The sequence below is a fragment of the Anaerotaenia torta genome (genome assembly GCF_050433395.1).
In the GTDB taxonomy this organism is placed as follows: Bacteria; Bacillota; Clostridia; order Lachnospirales; family Lachnospiraceae; genus Mobilitalea; species Mobilitalea torta.
Genome location: NZ_JBNPXH010000001.1, coordinates 17,765 through 36,884 on the forward strand (window position 1 = coordinate 17,765; position 19,120 = coordinate 36,884).

The following is a 19,120-nucleotide window of genomic DNA, read 5'->3' on the forward strand; positions in this document are numbered from 1 at the left end:
CCAATAACAGGTGATTCTGAAACAGAGGGAAAGAACATGAAGGAAATGACGCTTAGAGAAAAAATAGGTCAGATGATTATGACAGGCTTTGCGGCTGCGGAGGTCACTCCTGAGCTGGAGGAACTGATTAAAAAAGAGAAAATAGCAAATATTATCCTGTTTTCCTATAATCAGGAGTCCGTACCGCAGCTTAGAAGGCTTTGCATGGATTTACATCAACGAATTGAGAAAAGCACCGGATATCCGGCGTTTATAGCGGCTGACCAGGAGGGCGGCGTGGTGACCCGGCTGCCGAAGGAAGCAAGCAATGTCCCGGGAGCAATGCTGATCGGCGCTGCGGGAAAGAATGAGTATGCCTACCAGGCAGGGCTGATCACCGGGACGGAGCTGAAGGCCTTTGGTATCAATGTGGACTTTGCTCCGGTTATGGATATCAACTCCAATCCCAACAACCCGGTCATCGGGGTGCGTTCCTATTCCAGCGATCCTCATATGGTGGAGGAGTTTGGCTTAAACATGCAAAGGGGCTTGCTGGATGCCGGAGTCATGGCAACCGTTAAGCATTTTCCCGGCCATGGGGATACGGCGGTGGATTCCCACCTGGGGCTTCCGGTAATCGACAAGGATATGGACAGCCTGATGAAAGAAGAGCTGATTCCCTTTATAAGAGCCATTAACGAAGGGGCTCCCTGTGTCATGACCACCCACATCCTGTTTCCCAGGCTGGAAAGCCAGAATGTTCCGGCTACTCTGTCCAAGACAATATTAACCGGTCTATTAAGAGAAAAATTAGGCTTTCAAGGCATCATCATAACAGACTGCCTGGAAATGGGAGCCATCAAGGATCATTATGGCACGGCATATGCCGCGGTGGAGGCGGTGAAAGCCGGAGCCCAGATGCTCTGTATTTCCCATACGCCGGAGGTGGTCCGGGAATCAATGTGCAGACTTGAGGAGGCGGTGCTTTCGGGTGAGCTTCCCATGGAACTCATCAATGCGGCAGTGGAAAACATACTGAAATACAAAAAGGAATTCCAGGTGGCTTCTGCCGCAGAGAATCTGGAGAGAATCGGCTGTGAAGAACATAAGAGAGCCGTTCGGGAGATGGCCCTGGCCGGAATAACGAAGGTATCGGAGGGAGAGCTGCCTGAGATAACGAAGGATACCCTGTTCATCGGAAGCTATGCCTACCGGTCCACAATAGTAAGCTCTCCGGTGGATAAGCGGGTTCTCTTTGCCGAATACATGGCCGGACAGATGGGCGGGGATTTTCTTGAGGTTCCGTTAAATCCCTCTAAGGAAGATGTAATGAGAATATTGAGAGAGGTAAGAAACTATTCAAAGGTTGTTTACGGTCTGTACAACGGTCATCTGAATTCCGGGCAGATAGAACTGGCCAATGAAATCAGCCGCGGGGATCAGACCCTGGTTGCTGTGACCCTGCGCAATCCTACCGACCTGGCCCTGCTGGAGAAAAAAATACATAAGATTGCGGCTTATGAGTATAACACGGTGGTTTTTGACGGATTAATAAAGGTATTAAGCAAACAGGCGGATGCTGCCGGTATACTTCCGGTGAGACTGCGCTAGATTCAGGAGCGACCGGTGACGAATGCATCAGGAGGATACGAATATGACAGGATATGTAATCGGCATGGATGGCGGCGGAACGAAGACGGAGGTGCTGGCGGCAGATCGGAACAAAAATTTGCTGTTTTGCTCACAGGGCGGAGGGATTAACTACAACAGCGGCAGAAAGGACCGGATTGATTCCAACCTGCAGGATCTTTTTCAAACCCTGACGGAGAATGGATTTTCAAAGGAGGCCTGCTCGGCCATCTGTATCGGGGCCGCCGGTATCAGCAATCCCCTTGTCCGGGAGCAGATACTGGCCCAGGTGAGGCTGGCCGGCTACCGATGCCCGGCTGTTGTCGTGGGTGATATGGAAACAGCCTTTGCCGGAGCCCTGGAGCAGCCTTACGGAATGATATTAATTGTCGGAACCGGCTCCATCTGCTACGGGAAGGACCCGGAAGGAAATACCTACCGCACAGGAGGGTACGGCCATCTCATTGACGATGAGGGAAGTGCCTATGCCATTGGAAGAGATATTCTTTCTGCGGTTGTCCGCGCCCGGGACGGGAGATTGGAGCCCACCATCCTGACGGAGTTAGTATTTGATCACCTTAATATCAATACCATAGAAGAGCTGGTCCGCTATGTATATCAACCGGACCGGAATAAAAAAGAGATCGCAGGGCTATCGGTGCTGATAGAAAAAGCACAGGAAGCCGGTGACCGGGCTGCCGGTGGGATTATCAAAAAATGTGCCTCTAATCTGCTGGAGCTGGCCGCTCCCATTATCAGAAGGATGGATGGGGAAATCCATCTGGCCGTGTCAGGCAGCGTCTTATTAAAAAACAAAGAAATATTAGAAGAGTTTACAAAGCAGATGAATCAGTCTTACCCGCAGGTAGTGGTTCAGAAGCCCTTCAATAATGCGGCTTACGGAGCGGTTCGTATCGCTCTGGCCTCGATATGACAGGAGGAAGCAAGGTGGAAAGAATAAAGCTGGGAATAGATAATTTAGAGCAAGGGATGAATCTGTTTGAGGGAAAAAGAGTGGGGTTAATTACGAATCCTACCGGATTGGACGGGAAGCTGAACAGCACCATAGATATTTTACGGGAAAAGGTGAATTTAGTCCGCTTGTATTCACCGGAGCATGGAGTGCGGGGGGATATCCAGGCAGGGGTGGCGGTCAGTGACTACACGGATGAAAGATCCGGTCTCCCCGTTACCACGCTGTACGGAAAGAGTAAAAGGCCGACCCGTGAAATGCTGGAGGACATTGACCTGTTAGCCATTGATATTCAGGATGTCGGTTCGAGGCTGTACACCTATTTATATACCATGTCCTACTGTATGCAGGGCTGTGCTCAGTATGGCAAATCCTTTGTGGTTTTTGACCGGCCCAATCCGCTGGGAGGGGAAATGGTAGAAGGAAATCTGATTAAGGACGGGTATACCTCTTTTGTGGGGCTTCACCCGATGCCCCACCGCTACGGACTCACCATGGGCGAAACCGCCCGGTTCTTTAACGAGGAGTTTCAGATCCATTGTGACCTGCAGGTGATTCCCATGGAGGGATGGAAAAGGGATATGTATTATGAGGATACCGGGCTGTTGTGGATACCGCCCTCACCCAATATGCCTTCTGTGGATACCGCATTTGTTTATAACGGCACCTGTATCTTTGAAGGCACCAATATATCGGAGGGAAGGGGAACGGCAAAGCCCTTTGAATTCGTGGGAGCGCCCTGGCTGGATGCGGACCGGCTGGCAGATCGCATGAACGGATTGAAGCTGGAGGGAGCGGTATACAGGCCGGTCTACTTTACCCCATGCTTCTCCAAGCATGAGAAGGAGCTCTGCAGAGGGGTTCAGCTGCATGTTACCGACAGGAAGGCCTTCCGGCCGGTTAAAAATGGACTTCATCTGCTGGAACAGATCAAAGGTATGTCGGGCGGGAAGTTCAGGTATCTCGATGCCTATACTCCTTCCGGAAAGCCCATGATTGATTACAATACAGGAAGCGACTATATACGGACCCATGATTTTAAGGCGGAAGAAGTCTATGCGGAGTGGTCGGAGGAGGCCGCCGGATTTTCCTCCCGCAAGGAACTATATCATTTGTATCAGTAAAGGAGATTATTATCTTGAAAAAATATCTGACCATGGATATCGGCGGCACCTTTATCAAATACAGTGTTATGGGGGAAGATTTTCACGAAGAGGATCAGCAATCGGTTCCCACACAAAGGGACCCGGAGCAATTCCTGACGCAGCTGCTGAGGATCGTTGAGGAAAACAAGGAGCCCATCGAAGGGATTGCAATCAGCATGGGAGGCTTTATCAATCCCGATACCGGGTTGAATACGGATTATAGTGTCGGCGCTAATTTTACAAAATACAATTTAAAGAAAACCCTTTATGAACGGACCGGATACCCCACGGCAGTTGAAAATGACAGTAACTGTGCGGCCCTGGCGGAATTACATCTTGGAAGCGGCAGGGACTGCAGGGATTTCTGCATGATTACCATTGGAACCGGAATTGGAGGGGCAATTATACATAACAGGGAATTGCTCCGGGGCGGAAGCTTTAAGGCGGGAGAGTTCGGGCTGACCCTGATTGGAAGGAAAGCAAGGGACGGCAGGGGGAACTACAGGTCGGCAGCCGCAACCTCTGCGCTTGTCAAAAGAGTGTCGGAGGCTTTGGGCCAAAAGGTGGACGGAGTTTATATCTTCGATCATCTGGATCAGCGGATCATCAGGGAACTATATGAGGACTGGCTGGAGGACCTGGCAATTGTAATCGGCAACACGGCAGTATGCCTGGACCCCGAGAAGATAATCATCGGCGGGGCGGTCAGCATCAGGGAAGACTTCATAAAGGATCTGAGAGCCAGGATATATGATATTTATCATCCTTTGGAAAGATATACGAAAATAGAAGCCGGCTCCCTGGGCAATCATGCCGGTAAAATGGGCGCGCTTCTTCAGTTTTTCATGCAAAGGGAGGGTTAAGGATGAAGGAAGGAATTAAAATTGCAACCATCGGCGGCGGCTCCAGCTATACGCCGGAATTGGTGGAGGGCTTTATCAAACGTTATGATAAGCTGCCGGTGAGGGAATTATGGCTGGCAGACATTGAAGAAGGAAAGCATAAATTAGAGATTGTAGGCAGTCTCGCAAGACGTATGGCGGAGAAGGCAGGAGTCCCCATGCAGATTCATACTACCCTGGACCGCAGGGAAGCCCTGAAGGATGCCGATTTTGTCACAACACAGCTGCGGGTCGGATTGCTGGATGCGAGAATCAAGGATGAGAGAATTCCCCTCAGCCACGGTATGCTGGGTCAGGAGACCAACGGAGCCGGAGGATTGTTTAAGGGGCTTCGGACAATCCCTGTGCTTCTGGATATCTGCAAAGATATGGATGAATTATGCAGGGATGCATGGCTGATTAATTTTACGAATCCGGCAGGCATGGTTACTGAGGCAATCAACCGATATTCCAACAGAAAAAAAGTAATCGGTCTGTGTAATTTACCCATTGATATGCATAAAGCCATTGCTAAAATCCTGGGGAGGCCTACGGAGGAAGTCTTTGTGACCTTTGCAGGACTGAATCACATGGTATTTGTTACCGGAGTATATGCGGACGGTGTAAACCGTATGGATGAGGTGATGGATCAATGGGGCAGCCAGACGGTCAGCAATATCAAGGGCACGGAATGGTATATCGGCTTTATGAAAGAGCTTGGCGTGATTCCCTGTTCCTATCACCGGTATTATTACATGGCGAAGGAATATCTGGAGGAAGCCATTGAGAATTATAAGCAGAACGGAACCCGGGCGGAAAAGGTTAAGAAGATTGAGGATGAGTTATTTGAATTATATAAGAATCCGGAACTAAAGGAAAAGCCCAAGGAGCTGGAGAAAAGGGGCGGTTCCTATTACAGTGATGCTGCCTGCAATCTGATCTGCTCCATCTATAACGATACCAGGGATATCCAGGTTGTAAATACGGTAAACCGCGGAGCGCTGGCCAATCTGGAGTATGATGAGGTCTCGGAAATAAGCTGTATTATTACAAAGAACGGTCCGGTCCCCATTTCGTCAGGAAAATTACCCAAAGCGGTAAACGGCTTGCTCCAGCAGATTAAATCCTTTGAAATTGCCGCCTGTGAAGCGGCGGTAACCGGTGACTATGACAAGGCTCTGCTGGCCATGATGATCAACCCGCTGGTTGGTTCCCAAAGGCATGCAATCCAGGTTATGGACGAATTGCTGGAGGCTCACAGGGATTATCTGCCCCAATTCCAGCGGTGAAGAAAGCAGGGTAAGACAAATAAGAAGGCAGTTGTTCATCCGGACGAAAAAACATTACATTAACCAAGGAAAAATGGTTATATTAGACATATTTATAAAAGTATAATGTGAAAATATATTTCAAAACAAATAAAACAATTGACATATTGTTTCAAAGGTTATACAATATCAACATAAGATATTGAATTCTGGAAGGTGTGAGAGAATGCTTAAGAAGGTAATGATTGCAATACTAACAATTCTGATATCGCTGGTCGTAATGTTCTTAGTAATACAGAACATGCCGGGAGATCCGGTGGATATCATGGCGACAGAGATTATGAAAAAAGAAAGCATACAGTATGATATAGCATACGAACGGGCTAAGGCGATATTGAACTATGATCCGGACAAGCCCCTGGTGCAGCGTTTTATGGATTATTCGAAGGGGATTGTCACAGGGAATCTGGGCAACAGCCTTGCTTACAAAAAAAGTGTTGTCAGCATTATTAAGGATGCATTGCCCTGGACGCTCCTGGTTGCATCCCTGTCTCTTTTCTTATCGTTTTCCGTCGGCATTCTCCTGGGGATTTTCATTGCGTGGAAGAGAAAGAAATTTATGAATTATATATTAATTATCTATCAATCCATTCTTGGAGCAATACCTAACTATGTGGTCGCATATCTGCTGGTTTTTTTGTTTTCCGTCACCCTCCGATGGCTCCCTGCCAGGGGGGCATACAGCACCTCCGTTACCGTAGGATTTAATTGGCCCTTTATACAGGATGTATTAAGGCATGCGGTGCTTCCGGTTATGGCCTTCTTCCTGACAACGGTTTCCGGCTGGATTTTATCCATGAAGGCCAACTCCTTAAGTATCTTGGGCGAGGATTACATTGTATATGCACAGGTGAGAGGACTCTCCAACCGAAGGATATTATTAAGCTATCTCAGTAAGAATGCCATACTTCCGATGATAACGAATCTTGCAATCAGCTTTGGCCTGCTGTTCGGCGGTTCACCCCTGATTGAAAATCTGTTCTTATACCCGGGAGTGGGATATTTCTTAAATAATGCCATTGCCAAGCGCGATTATACACTAATGCAGGGTATGTTCTTTGTCATTATCCTGATGGTTGTAGTATCCAGTCTGATTGCAGAATTCCTCTACAAATACTTAAATCCGAGACTGAGGGAAAGCTGATCCATGGGGGGAACGAAATGAAGAAAGCAGAGAATGTTTACAAACTGAAAAACACCGGCGGTGTGAAAGGGTTTTTCAGTACGATCTGGAACAATAAAATGTCCAGGATCGGATTTATTATCCTTTTAGTATTTCTGGGGATATCCATCTTCGGACCGATGTTTTTACAAGCCCCAAAGGCGGATTATCTGCAGCGTCTGAAGCCTCCCTCCTGGGAGCATCTGCTGGGGACCGACTATTCGGGCAAGGATACCCTGGTGCAGCTGATCCTGGGCTCGCGTGATGTTTTGCTGGTTGCCTTTTGGGCCGGGGTCATATCCATCTGTATTGCCTGTACGGTAGGTATCATAGCAGGATTATTCGGCGGCAAGGTGGATGCTGTGTTAATGATGCTGGCCAATGTGGTGATTACCATACCCAGCTTTCCGGTAACGATGATTTTATCCATGATCATCCGGATTAATAATGAATTCATGTTCGGACTCTTGCTCAGCCTCTGGTCCTGGGCAGGCCTGGCGAAGGCAATCCGTGCCCAGGTTCTGACCATTAAGCATAAGGAATTCATTGAAGCAAGCCGGATCCTTGGCTTAAGAAATATTGATATTATACTGAATGATATTATTCCCAACATTATTTCCTATATCGCGGTCAGCTTCATCGTCATTATGAAGGATGCCATTATGGCCAGCGTCGGGTTGATGTATTTAGGCTTGGTTCCGTTCCAGGGCAACCACTGGGGAATGATGATTCAGCTGTCCCTGACCGCTACGGGAGCCTTGATGGGGTCGGGAACAATTGTATATTTTCTGGCTCCGGTACTGGGAATTGTCTTCTTTCAGCTGGGATGCTTTTTGTTTGCGTCGGGTCTTGATGAAGCGCTTAATCCACGGTTAAGAGTCTGAGGAGGTAAGGAATGGATCCAATCTTAGAGATAAAAAATTTATGCATTGATTTTAAAACCAACCGCGGAAAGCTTCGTGCCTGCGACGAGGTATCCATTAATTTTTACAGGGGCGATATTATCGGGATTATCGGAGAGAGCGGCAGCGGTAAATCGACGCTGGCATCCGGTATTCTGAAAACCATAAGCCCGCCGGGCAGAATTGCCGGCGGTGAGATCCTGTATCATAGAAAAGACGGAAGTACCGTGGATCTGCTAAAGCTTTCTGACCAGGAATATTCCAGGCTTCGGTGGACGAACATTACAACCGTATTCCAGGCAGCCCAGAATGTGCTTAATCCTACCTTAAGGATAAAGGATCATTTTATTGAAACAGCAATGGCACATAATGAGAATAAAAAGATGTCCAAAAAACAGATACTGGAGAGAGCAGCCACACTTCTCCGGCAGGTCCGCCTGGAAGAACGAATCCTGGACAGCTATCCCCATCAGCTCTCCGGCGGGATGAAGCAGAGAACCATTATTGCCTTAAGCCTGCTGTTAGAACCGGACATTATTATCCTGGATGAGCCGACAACGGCACTGGATGTTATCACCCAGTGGTATATTATAGACATTTTGAGGAAGATACATGAGGAAACCGGAATAACCATGATTTTTATGACCCATGATGTGTCCATCATCGGCTCCGTGGTAGACCGGATCGGCGTCATGTATTGCGGACAGATGGTGGAGTATGGGAAGGTGGAGGATGTATTTAAAAAACCGGCCCATCCCTATACCTATGGGCTGATGAATGCGGTGCCCTCCCTGCGGGATGATATCACAAGCCGGAAAGCGATTCCGGGATATCCTCCGAATCTTCTGGAGCTTCCCAAAGGCTGCAGATTCGGGCCAAGATGCTTTTTATGCGGCGACGGCCTCTGCAGATCCGAGGAGATCCTCATAAAGGAGATGCTGGAAATTGAAAATGAACAGCTCACATTATGCCCTGCTTGGAAGAAGGTGAAAGAAAAATGCCAATGATTGAACTAAAGGATGTTGATGTCTGTTTTACAGCCAAGGGGAAGCATAAGGGGAAAGTAAATGCCCTGGTTGGGATGAACCTGAGTATCGATGAGGGTGAAATCGTAGCGGTTGTGGGAGAGAGCGGATGCGGCAAGACGACACTGGGCAAGGTGATCACGGATATCTATAAGCCGGCCAGAGGAGAGGTATTATTTAACGGAAAGAATATCCGGAAGCTCTCCTCCAGGGAATTCGAGGAATACCGGTTAGGGATCCAGATGGTCCACCAGGATTCCTATGCGGCGCTCAACCCCAATAAGACCATCGCACAGTCGTTGACCCTGCCCCTGCTGCGGCATAAGCTGGCGAAGAATCATACGGAGGCAATCCAGATATTATTTGAATATTTTAATGAGGTGGGCTTAAACCCGCCGGAGATGTTCCTGGAGAAATATCCCCACCAGCTTTCCGGAGGGCAGAGGCAGAGAATTCTGCTTGCCAGGGCGTTATCCGTTAAGCCGAAATTAATTGTGGCGGACGAACCGGTCTCTATGGTGGATGTATCTCTGAGAATCTCCCTGCTGAACCTGATGGCAAGGATGAATCAGAAATACAGGATTTCCTTCCTATATATAACGCATGATCTGGGAACTGCCAGATATATCGCCGCACACGGAAAGATCATGGTCATGTATCTGGGAAGGCTGATTGAGAGCAACAAGATCCAGGAGGCGATATCGAACCCGATGCATCCGTATTTTCAAGCCCTGGTAGCAGCCGTGCCGGAGGCCGATCCATCCCTGAGGGCGGAATATGCGGGAAAGCTCCCGCTGCGTTCCCTGGATATGCCGGATCTCTTGAATCTGCCCGGTGGCTGTAAGTTCCATCCAAGGTGTCCTTACTGGAGGGAGCAATGTGAGACGGAGGAACCGAAGTTAAGGGAAGTGAATGGAGGAATGGTAGCATGTCATTACGCAGAGGAGATAAAGAGGAAAGCAGACGAAAAAAGGTAGATATCAGCATGGAGGATGTGGTCCATTTTGTGAAGTTTATCACCGTCTGTTCCGGTGCTCTGCTGATTTTCAGCTTATTCGCGTTTTTACTCACCGGAAATAACCCCGGTACAAATGTAATATATGCTATGGTGGTTGGGATCAACGCCTTTGTTTTTTTCACGGGGCTGCTGTTTTTAAAAAAGACCGCCAATAAGGAGTAAAGAGAATGAGATTCTTAACAGGCAAGCTTTATCATTTATATAAATAAAAGGAGAGAAATCAAGGAGGTGAAAGAAATGGAGGATAAGAAAGTGATTATGGCCATCGGAGGCCATATCGGTGACGCGGAGCTGACAAGCGGAGGGGTTCTCGCATCCATGGCTCTTCAGGGACACAAAATTATTACCGTGGCATTGACCGGAGGAGAGAGAGGAAATCCGCCGCATATGACGGTGGCGGAATACCGGGAACAAAAGATCCGGGAGGCCAATGAATTTGCATCCATGCTTGGAGGAGAGGCAATTGTATTTGATTATGCCGACGGTGAATTGCCGGATAATGATGAGGTACGCTTTGCTCTCTGCGACCTGATCAGAAAGTATAAGCCCAATGTCCTTCTGACCCATTGGAAGTACAGCATGCATAAGGATCATATGCTGACCCACCGGATTGTGAGGGATGCTCAGTTTTTTGCAGGACTGCCGGGAATTGAGAGAGAGCTTCCCCATCATTTTGCAGGCGGACCTTATTATGCTGAGAATTGGGAGGATGCAACGGAGTTCGTGCCCTATGTGTATGTTGAAGTGACAGAGGAGGGCTTTGAGCTCTGGAAAAAGGCAATTCAGACCCATTGGTTTACGGTCAACAGCAAGGATTTCAAGTTTATGGATTACTACAGCCATCTGATGGCAGTAAGGGGACACCTGGCGAGAAAAAAATATGCACAGGCGTTTACGGTGGATGAGGAATCAAAAAAGATCATCCGGACAAGCTTCTAGCGGTATTCAAATTATGAGGAGGATATGAAATGAAACTCACGTTAAAAAGAATGATAGTCATAACATTATGTATTGCAATGACAATGTCGGCCCTGGTCGGCTGCAGCAAAAAACCAGACGGCGGAAATGATAATGTAAATAAAGAAAATACGGACAAGGGAAATACCGATCAGGGAAATAAGGATACCAATCCCATTGATTCCGGCGCCATATTACCGGGCGTGGAAAATGATCTGTCCATGGTAGTGGAAGGGGAAGCGGATACCACAAAGATGCTGACCACACTGATTGATGTGGACTCATCCCCGGCTTTTAACGGAAATCCTTACGATGCGGCGGGAATTAACTGGTCCCTGTATCCCTTTGTATATGATTACCTTGCCTATTATACACCGTTCCCGGAGAGAACCTTTAAAACCTCCCTGTTGGAAAGCTATGATTTTTCCAATAAAGTTTTAACCATGAAGCTTTTACCGGGCTTAAAATGGAGCGACGGCTCCGTGCTGGATGCGGAGGATCTTTTAACCCAGCTATACTGCGGCGTCGGCAGAAATACCATGTGGTCCTATGTTGATTCCATTGAAAAGTTGGATGAGCTGACCGTTCGCATCACCTACTGCACAGAAAGCCAGCTGATATTAAATGTATCCCTGTATCAGCCGATTATGACCCCCAATGAGGTGTACGGAGGATTTGCTGAAAAATATAAGGATATCGCTGAAAATAGCAGAAGCTTTGATGCGGCAACCAATAAATATATCTTTACAGAAGAAGGTACCAGTAAGCTGGCAGCAGCTAATGAAGAATTCTTAGCTTACAAACCGGCTCCTGATGAAGCTATTTTCTCGGGACAATATGTTATCGGTAATCACAACAGCTCCGAGATCTTATTTACGGTCAATGAACACTATAGAAAAACACCGTTAATCACCAATATCCGCGGCCTGCGCCCCGGTGACTCCCAGGCATTTGCCACTGCTATTCTGGCAGGGGAATATACCGTTGAAAACGGCGGCCTGAATGTGGATATGTCCGCTCAGATAGACAAGAAATATGCCGACACCATGAGAAAGATTTATATCCCCGAGATGTCCAGCATTGGCTACACCATCAATGTGAACAATTATCCCCTGGACATCCCCGAGGTGAGGAAAGCGATTTCTCTGGCTACGGACAGAAGCGCGCTGATCACCATCGCGGAGCCGGGAAGCTTCATGGGCGATACGAAAAACAGCCCCTTATTACCTTCCCTGCAGGGCACCTATACACATGAAGGCTTTATGGATACACTGACGGACTATGGCTATGATCCGGCAAGGGCAGAGGAAATGCTCTTAAGCATCGGCTGGACCAAAGAGAATGGCAAATGGCTGGATGATAATGGGGAAGCTCCGGTAATTTCCATTGCCACCATCAACAGCTGGCCCTCCTTCATGATGACAGCAGAGGCAATGAGCACCATGCTTACGGACTTTGGCTTTAATATTGACTTTAAGCCTATGGAATTCGGTGTTTGGAATGACTTTACAAAATCGGATGAAAAGATGATTTCCTGTGTGTTCCTTGCCGGCGCCGACTCCTACGCGCATCCCTGGGAAACCTACAGCAGCTTATTCACCAATGTCAGAGCGGGCTGGCCGAAGGTTGAGCCGGGACAGGATATAATTATGCTTGCACCGACAAGCGGTAAGGAATATAATGTAACTGAAATGTTAAATCAGCTGTTTAACACGGACGATGCGGAAAAAACCAAGGAGCTTACAGAGGAATTCATGGTTCTTGCCAATGATTTGAGCGCGTACATCCCTGTAATCGAGAAAGCGGCGCCCTTCCGTATCTATGATCCGAAGTTAAGCATGGCGGACGCTGAGTTGAATGCGGTGCAGAAAAATTACTACTACTATGGCAATATTAATACAATTCTTGCTAAGCTGATTAAAGATGATTTGATCTATTTCGTTAAATAAGATGCATCAATAATATATTATTAAGTGGAGAAATGTATGACGATAGGAGATCATAATATTTTAATTAAAATTAGGGAGATGAAGGACAGCCTTACCCCTGTGGAACAGAAGGTTGCTGACTGTATCTTAGAGTACCAGAGAGAGGTTCCGAAGATGTCAATCAAGACCCTGTCAACCCTCAGCGGTACCAGTGAGGCCTCTGTTTTAAGGTTTTGCAAAACTGTGGGCTTCACAGGCTATCGGGAATTTATCATCAGCGTGACCTCCTCGCTGGTAATGAATATTGATGATGAAAATACGGAAGAGAAGCCTTATACGGATCTCCAGCCAGGAGATGATTTTCCGGTAATCATCCGAAAGATTGCAAAAAGAAATATACAATCGATTGAGGATACCATCAGTGTTTTAAATACCAGTGAGGTAACAGCGGCGGTAAAGGTGATTCAAAAAGCAAGAAGGATCTGTTTCTTCGGAATAGGAGCCTCCAGCCTGGTATGCATGGATGCGGTACATAAATTTCTTCGCATTAATATGAATTGTTTTACCTGGGAAGACAGCCATCAGCAATATGCCATGGCCACGCTGCTCACCCGCGAGGATGTGGCGATTCTGGTATCAAATTCCGGCAACACCCAGGAGATTGTTGATATCCTGGAAATCGCCAGAAAGCAGAAGGCAAAAGTAATTGCAATTACCAGATACTCGAAAAGCATTCTGGCGGAAAAGGCAGATATCGTTTTAAGTATGTCAACACCGGAGATTATGATCCGAAGCGGAGCCATGGGGTCCAGAATTGCCATGCTGACAATTGTTGATATCCTGTTCTCCTGCGTTGCCAGCGCTGACTATGATGTGATTAAGAAGTACTTGAAAAAGACCAATGATATTATCAAAGAAAAGAAAAGAAGATAGGGCGTGGCTTCATGACCGGTAAGATAGAGAGTTTTTTAAGGGAAAGCATTCAAAAAAGAGTGTTTACCGGTGCCGCCTATGCAATGAAAAGAGGGGAAGAGGTCTTTGCTGTAAACAGTATAGGAACTTTAGCGGAAACGAAGATACCCGTAAACCGGGATACGCTGTTTGATATGGCCTCTTGTACAAAGCTGTTTGTGAGCCTTGCCTTTCTGCGGCTTATGGAAGAGGGCAGGATTGCATTGACGGATCAGGTGGAACGGTACCTGACATCCTGGAAGGGGTATCCCACCGGGAAGATCACCATGTTTGAGCTGCTGACCCACACCAGTATTCTTCCTGCCCATATCCTGTTATACCGGGTCAGCAGTGACCGGGAAGGGGCCATGGAAGCAATCAGGAATCTGCCCCCGAGACAAAGCGGCGGTGTCGAGTATTCCTGCCTGGGCTTTATTGTTCTGGGCCGGATTCTGGAGGAGGTAACGGGCTTATCCCTGGACCGGCTGATTGATCAGTCCGTGTGCAGGCCCCTTGGAATGGAGCATACCATGTACTGCCCCCGCCAAAGCGGCTATGAGAATATTATGCCCACCCAGTACTGCCAATGGCGGGACAGGCTTTTAACCGGCGAAGTGCATGATGAGAACGCCTTTCATATGGGGGGCGTGAGCGGAAATGCGGGTATTTTCTCCAGCATTACGGACATGTGCCGTTTTGCCGAGGCCTTGTCGGCACCGGGCCGGGAGGGCAGTCCCCTGCTTCTTCATAAGAGAACCCTGGATATGATGACAAGGAATTACACGAAGGGGCTGAATGAAAACCGGGGCCTGGGCTGGTGTGTGAAGAATACTCCGGACAATACGGCAGGTGAATATTTTTCAGAAAGCAGCTTTGGACATACCGGATATACCGGAACCTCCATCTGGATTGATCCGGAGAATAACAGCTATGCGATTCTTTTGACTAACCGGGTATATTATTCCAGAGAGGTGGATGATATAAGGCATGTGCGGCAGGTATTTCATAACCTGGCTATGCTGCAATAGGCGGGAACAGCTGTGATAAGCGCGGAGAACGCGCGGTCCGGCTGAGCATATATAAAAAGATCAAGGATATCTCCGTTGCTTTCGGGCACCGGAGATATCCTTGCTTTATTTCTAAGAGGTATTCATATCAATTTCAAAAACCGGATAAGGAGCTTTGATAAGGGACGGGGTTACCGGAAGGAAGGCAGGGATAAATATTTATTCTGCGTTGTCAAAGGCAGATCGATGTCTGCGGCTTCCTGCCGGGAATCATCCCTGTACTTAAATTGAGATACCAGATCCTTCAGTATCCGCGCCTGGCCGGATAATTCTTCACTGGCGGCCGCTGATTCCTCTGCGGTAGCCGAATTCGTCTGAACAACGGCGGAGATCTGTTCAAAGCCTTCGCTTACCTGCTTGATGGCGGATGCCTGCTCGATAGAGGCTTGAGAAATTTTTTCAATCGTGTTGATAACCTCTTTGGAGCCTTGCACCGTAGATAGCAATGCGGCAGCAGTTTCGTCCGCAATCTTTATGCCGTTTTCTACCGCGCGCAGGGAGCGTTCTATGAGAATAGCCGTATTTCCGGAGGATTCGGAGGATTTGCTGGCCAGATTTCTGACCTCTTCGGCTACAACAGCAAAGCCCTTGCCGGCACTTCCCGCACGTGCCGCTTCTACTGCGGCGTTGAGAGCAAGAATATTTGTCTGGAATGCAATATCCTCAATGGTCTTCATAATAATTTTAATCTCTTTGGAGGAAGCACTGATCTCATCCATAGCAGCAAGCATTTCCTGCATCTGCTGGTTGCTCTGGCTCATCCGTTCTCCGGTCTGGGAAGCAATTTTTATGGCATCCCTCGAACTGGAGGCATTATGATCCACCTGCCGGGAAAGCTCCTCCACTGTAGCTGCCAGCTCCTCCATAGCCGCTGCCTGTTCCGTGGCTCCCTGGGACAGGGCCAGCGCACCGTCAGAGACCTGATCCGAACCCATGGAGACCTGGTCTGCCGATTGGTTAATCTGGATCAGAGTATGGCTCAGCTTATCATGAAGCTTGCGCATGGATACCAGGAATTCTTTAAAATCTCCTATATAGCTGTCTTCTGTGTTGGTTCTGATATTAAAATTACCCTCGGACATTTCTCCCAGCAGATAACGGACATCATATACAATTTCCTTTAGAATGGCGGACATATTCCGGAAAGCATCCGATAGAATTCCGATTTCATCCCCTGATTTATGGTTGATGGTTACGTCCAGCATGCCCCTGGAAATACTCTCTGCAGCATTGACAACCTCCTGCATGGGACGAAGCATGCCCCGAAGTACAAATATTACGATGAAAATCAAGAGCAATAAGGCGCCGATACAGATTACCGCCAGCCAGATACTGGTGGTAGTAACCGCTTGCGTTATATCGGAGGCTCTGACAGCGGTCAGGGACCACCAGGTTTCACTTCCTACCGTAATCGGCTGGAAGAATTGGACCGTCTTCTGTCCGCTTTTATCGGTGATCTCTATATCAAATCCTTTACCGGCAGCCATATTTGACAGAATGGCGTTCCGATCGGCTTCTCCGGGAATGGAAGCCGCCATGCCTTTTCCTGTGTTTTCGGCGTTGGAGCTGTCGTATATAATTGTACCCTGGCTGTTATAGACAGCGGCATACATAGAAGCATACTGATTGCTGGCAGCTTCTACCTTATTAAAATGGTCAATATTAATATCTGCCATAACAACGCCCTGCAGGTCATTTTTATAAACAATCGGATTGGCATAGGTCACCATCATAATGCCGTTGTAATCAAAGGGATCGGTTACCATGGCCTTCTTTGATTCTGCGGCAGTCTTATAGTACAGTTCGGAGGAATATTCCTCATACTCCGCAAAGGGCTCCGGGTCCTTTTCCACGGTAGAAGAATCAATGTAGAAGGAATAGCTTCTTATATCCTCCTGGTATTTGAAAGGCTCGAACATAACTCCGATACCCTGGATATCCTCGTTATTTAGGACAATATTTCTGGCTACCTCCGTCATAAACTTCTCCACATCATAGTTCAGAGGTGCCAGTGTCTGGTGATAAAGTACACTCTGGTATAAGGCAATCACTTCCGGAGAGGTGGGAAGAATCATTGTCTCAGGGGCCTCTTCGGATAAGCGATAAGCCTTTTCCAGATAGGATTGTATGATCCTGGCGGCAGAACCTGCATTGTCAAAAATCTGTTGGATCTGAAGTCCGTTATACCTCGAATTCTCTTCCAGCTCTCCGTAAACCGCAGTGTCTATGGCGCGGCCGGAAAGGGTGGCGGAGGCAGCTACCAGACCCGTAAAAATAATGATTAATACGATTGCAATAATTGTAGTGAGCTTTGCTGCCAATTTCATTTTCTTAAACATTCTGTGAGTCCCCTTTCACCGTAGGTGTTTCTGACCGGAGTTCCCGGCAGTCGCTCACCCTCCCAAAAGGTGAGACTTTCAAGATTTGATGAATCCTGACGTTTCATTGTACGTTCCTCCTAAAAAAAGATACCTGTTGTGGCTCCCTCATTTGCCCAGGTTCTGAATAAGGAGTATCTTCCGATCATCCGGCAGATGTCAGCTGCTCTTTCATGGAATAAAATGAGCCGGATTGGAGATACCAAGAGTAAAAAGAAGCTTGTGCTAGAGTCGCAGTATATTTCATACTGCGTCATATAGCGTGAATTCCGTGGAATTACCGCACTCCGGATGCGGCTGTGACGGCAGAAGTGACGGCGAAAGAAGTAAGACCCATGTTTTGGAGATACATGTGATTAAACTTCTCTATGGCCGTTTTCTTATGTTCCATGAGAGAATGGGCATATACATTCAGCGTAACAGAGACATTGGAGTGACCAAGGATCTCACTGAGCGTCTTAATATCAACTCCCATTTCAAGGGCGCGGGTTGCAAAGGTGTGCCGGATGGTATGAAATTTTCGATCCGGCAATCCGGCAGCTTTCAGAACCCTTTTAAATAGTTTCTGGAAGCTGCGCGGATCCAGGGGAATCGGTTTACCCGACAGCAGGTAGCAGGCTTCATCCGGTACAAGGAATCTTTTTTCTTTTAATAGACTTAGTAAAAAGGCAGGCAGCGGAATGGTTCGGAGTGATTTGCGGCTCTTAGGCGAACCGAAATGCAGCACGGTTTTCCTGTCTTTATTTTCCGGATTTCTTACGCGGGACAGGGTACGGGTAATCGATACGGTTCCCGCCTCCAGATCAATATCGTTCCACCTTAGCGCGCAGAGCTCTCCGAGACGTATCCCGGTATAAAAGCAAAAAAGTATTCCCAAAGCACTTTTATCCTCCAAAGTGATGGCTGCATACTCGATGAGCCGTTGTTCCTTCATTGTAAAGACATTTATAGCGGAAGACTCAATACGAGGCAATTTAACAGCTGTAATAATAGAATGGGAATCGGGTCTTCCTTTTAGAATTTCTTTTAAGGCTATCTTAAATATTGTGAGTATTTTTCTTTGCGAGGATTCTGCAATGGAAGCATTTTCTCGTACCTCTTTCAAAAAAAGAAGAACGGAATCCTCTGTAATCTCCTTCTTCCCATACTGCCTGTAAAAAGGGATTACATATTTATGCACGCAGCGATAGTAATTTTCAAAGGTGGAGGGTCTTACCCGCTGCAGAACATCTCCCTCCAGCCAGGCTTCAAATAGTCCGGCGGCATTGCCTGTCCATTCCAGTTTCTTCTTAGGAGCGGTTTTTGCAAGCTCCTGGTAGTTTCTCATCTTTTGCTTGAGAACGGTGTATGATCTGGCATAAATATATTGATATTTTCTGTCCTGTCCCAGGATTCGTCCTTCCCAACGTCCGTCCTTGCGTTTATAGATGTTTTCTCCTCTTCGTGCCATTGTTAAACTCCTTTGCTGTGATAGTCTTATAATTCTGACGTGTTTTTTGACGGCGAATTTCTTAATAGCAGGTAAATATCCGCACTTATCTATTAAATAATTTCCTGGATATATTTTCAACACGGTAATTTATGGATTCCAATGTATATTTGACAATACGTTTGCTGTCGATGTATAATAAATTTTGTAGATTTATAAATAAATGGGACGACGCAGTATGAAATATACTGCGTACGATTTCCTGAAAATGTTATTCATAAAAAAGCTGAGCTTTCCGGCACGGAGAAGCTCAGCTTCTTTCATGTAACTAATTAATAACGACATGTACGCCATGATCAATATACACC

The 19,120-nt window shown here is 47.3% G+C and carries 16 protein-coding genes; 14 read left to right on the plus strand and 2 right to left on the minus strand.

Translation table 11 applies throughout. The annotated features are described in order from the left end of the window. The first annotated feature begins 45 nt into the window (after positions 1-45). The 14 genes from HNQ56_RS00120 (at position 46) to HNQ56_RS00185 (ending at position 14,906) form a co-directional block, all read left to right on the plus strand. Complete coding sequence (locus HNQ56_RS00120; protein WP_429141560.1) at positions 46-1,590, plus strand: glycoside hydrolase family 3 protein; 1,545 nt, start codon at positions 46-48, stop codon at positions 1,588-1,590. A 43-nt stretch (positions 1,591-1,633) separates the two neighbouring features. Then, a complete protein-coding gene (locus HNQ56_RS00125) occupies positions 1,634-2,542 on the plus strand; it encodes a BadF/BadG/BcrA/BcrD ATPase family protein (RefSeq protein WP_429141562.1) in 909 nt (302 codons plus the stop codon). A 14-nt stretch (positions 2,543-2,556) separates the two neighbouring features. After that, the gene (locus HNQ56_RS00130; protein WP_429141564.1) at positions 2,557-3,705 is read left to right on the plus strand and encodes an exo-beta-N-acetylmuramidase NamZ family protein; all 1,149 of its coding nucleotides are present in this window, start codon (positions 2,557-2,559) and stop codon (positions 3,703-3,705) included. A 14-nt stretch (positions 3,706-3,719) separates the two neighbouring features. Continuing rightward, complete coding sequence (locus HNQ56_RS00135; protein ID WP_429141566.1) at positions 3,720-4,589, plus strand: ROK family protein; 870 nt, start codon at positions 3,720-3,722, stop codon at positions 4,587-4,589. A gap of 2 nt (positions 4,590-4,591) precedes the next feature. After that, positions 4,592-5,896, plus strand: coding sequence for a 6-phospho-beta-glucosidase (locus HNQ56_RS00140; protein ID WP_429141568.1), 1,305 nt, complete (start codon positions 4,592-4,594; stop codon positions 5,894-5,896). Between the two features lie 205 nt (positions 5,897-6,101). Continuing rightward, positions 6,102-7,079, plus strand: a complete 978-nt coding sequence (locus tag HNQ56_RS00145; RefSeq protein WP_429141570.1) for an ABC transporter permease — start codon at positions 6,102-6,104, stop codon at positions 7,077-7,079. Positions 7,080-7,096: 17 nt separating this feature from the next. Further along, entirely contained in the window at positions 7,097-7,981 is an 885-nt protein-coding gene (locus HNQ56_RS00150) for an ABC transporter permease (RefSeq protein ID WP_429141572.1), read from the plus strand. Between the two features lie 11 nt (positions 7,982-7,992). Further along, positions 7,993-9,006, plus strand: a complete 1,014-nt coding sequence (locus HNQ56_RS00155; protein ID WP_429141573.1) for an ABC transporter ATP-binding protein — start codon at positions 7,993-7,995, stop codon at positions 9,004-9,006. Beyond that, positions 8,997-10,001 (plus strand): ABC transporter ATP-binding protein, encoded by a 1,005-nt coding sequence (locus tag HNQ56_RS00160; RefSeq protein ID WP_429141575.1) that lies wholly within the window; start codon positions 8,997-8,999, stop codon positions 9,999-10,001. The genes HNQ56_RS00155 and HNQ56_RS00160 overlap by 10 nt, the downstream gene beginning before the upstream one ends. Next, a complete protein-coding gene (locus HNQ56_RS00165) occupies positions 9,953-10,204 on the plus strand; it encodes a hypothetical protein (protein ID WP_429141577.1) in 252 nt (83 codons plus the stop codon). The genes HNQ56_RS00160 and HNQ56_RS00165 overlap by 49 nt, the downstream gene beginning before the upstream one ends. Before the next feature lie 75 nt (positions 10,205-10,279). Next, on the plus strand, positions 10,280-10,981 hold the full coding sequence (locus tag HNQ56_RS00170) for a PIG-L deacetylase family protein (RefSeq protein WP_429141579.1): 702 nt from the start codon (positions 10,280-10,282) through the stop codon (positions 10,979-10,981). A gap of 29 nt (positions 10,982-11,010) precedes the next feature. Continuing rightward, complete coding sequence (locus tag HNQ56_RS00175; protein ID WP_429141580.1) at positions 11,011-12,948, plus strand: ABC transporter substrate-binding protein; 1,938 nt, start codon at positions 11,011-11,013, stop codon at positions 12,946-12,948. 36 nt (positions 12,949-12,984) lie between these two features. Beyond that, the gene (locus HNQ56_RS00180; protein ID WP_429141582.1) at positions 12,985-13,860 is read left to right on the plus strand and encodes a MurR/RpiR family transcriptional regulator; all 876 of its coding nucleotides are present in this window, start codon (positions 12,985-12,987) and stop codon (positions 13,858-13,860) included. 11 nt (positions 13,861-13,871) lie between these two features. Beyond that, the gene (locus HNQ56_RS00185; protein ID WP_429141584.1) at positions 13,872-14,906 is read left to right on the plus strand and encodes a serine hydrolase domain-containing protein; all 1,035 of its coding nucleotides are present in this window, start codon (positions 13,872-13,874) and stop codon (positions 14,904-14,906) included. 170 nt (positions 14,907-15,076) lie between these two features. Here HNQ56_RS00185 and HNQ56_RS00190 read toward each other — a convergent pair whose 3' ends face one another. Next, positions 15,077-17,284 carry a methyl-accepting chemotaxis protein gene (locus HNQ56_RS00190; RefSeq protein ID WP_429141586.1) on the minus strand — a complete coding sequence of 736 codons (2,208 nt, stop codon included), beginning with the start codon at positions 17,282-17,284 and terminating at the stop codon, positions 15,077-15,079. A gap of 316 nt (positions 17,285-17,600) precedes the next feature. Beyond that, positions 17,601-18,773: a tyrosine-type recombinase/integrase gene (locus tag HNQ56_RS00195; protein ID WP_429141588.1), complete on the minus strand. Its 1,173-nt coding sequence runs from the start codon at positions 18,771-18,773 to the stop codon at positions 17,601-17,603. Positions 18,774-19,120: the final 347 nt, after the last annotated feature.

Coding starts and splice junctions, on each gene's coding strand:
- HNQ56_RS00120 (WP_429141560.1), top strand. CDS start 46: ATGACGCTTAGAGAAAAAATAGGTCAGATGATTATGACAGGCTTTGCG.
- HNQ56_RS00125 (WP_429141562.1), top strand. CDS start 1,634: ATGACAGGATATGTAATCGGCATGGATGGCGGCGGAACGAAGACGGAG.
- HNQ56_RS00140 (WP_429141568.1), top strand. CDS start 4,592: ATGAAGGAAGGAATTAAAATTGCAACCATCGGCGGCGGCTCCAGCTAT.
- HNQ56_RS00145 (WP_429141570.1), top strand. CDS start 6,102: ATGCTTAAGAAGGTAATGATTGCAATACTAACAATTCTGATATCGCTG.
- HNQ56_RS00150 (WP_429141572.1), top strand. CDS start 7,097: ATGAAGAAAGCAGAGAATGTTTACAAACTGAAAAACACCGGCGGTGTG.
- HNQ56_RS00155 (WP_429141573.1), top strand. CDS start 7,993: ATGGATCCAATCTTAGAGATAAAAAATTTATGCATTGATTTTAAAACC.
- HNQ56_RS00160 (WP_429141575.1), top strand. CDS start 8,997: ATGCCAATGATTGAACTAAAGGATGTTGATGTCTGTTTTACAGCCAAG.
- HNQ56_RS00165 (WP_429141577.1), top strand. CDS start 9,953: ATGTCATTACGCAGAGGAGATAAAGAGGAAAGCAGACGAAAAAAGGTA.
- HNQ56_RS00170 (WP_429141579.1), top strand. CDS start 10,280: ATGGAGGATAAGAAAGTGATTATGGCCATCGGAGGCCATATCGGTGAC.
- HNQ56_RS00175 (WP_429141580.1), top strand. CDS start 11,011: ATGAAACTCACGTTAAAAAGAATGATAGTCATAACATTATGTATTGCA.
- HNQ56_RS00180 (WP_429141582.1), top strand. CDS start 12,985: ATGACGATAGGAGATCATAATATTTTAATTAAAATTAGGGAGATGAAG.
- HNQ56_RS00185 (WP_429141584.1), top strand. CDS start 13,872: ATGACCGGTAAGATAGAGAGTTTTTTAAGGGAAAGCATTCAAAAAAGA.
- HNQ56_RS00190 (WP_429141586.1), bottom strand. CDS start 17,284: ATGTTTAAGAAAATGAAATTGGCAGCAAAGCTCACTACAATTATTGCA.
- HNQ56_RS00195 (WP_429141588.1), bottom strand. CDS start 18,773: ATGGCACGAAGAGGAGAAAACATCTATAAACGCAAGGACGGACGTTGG.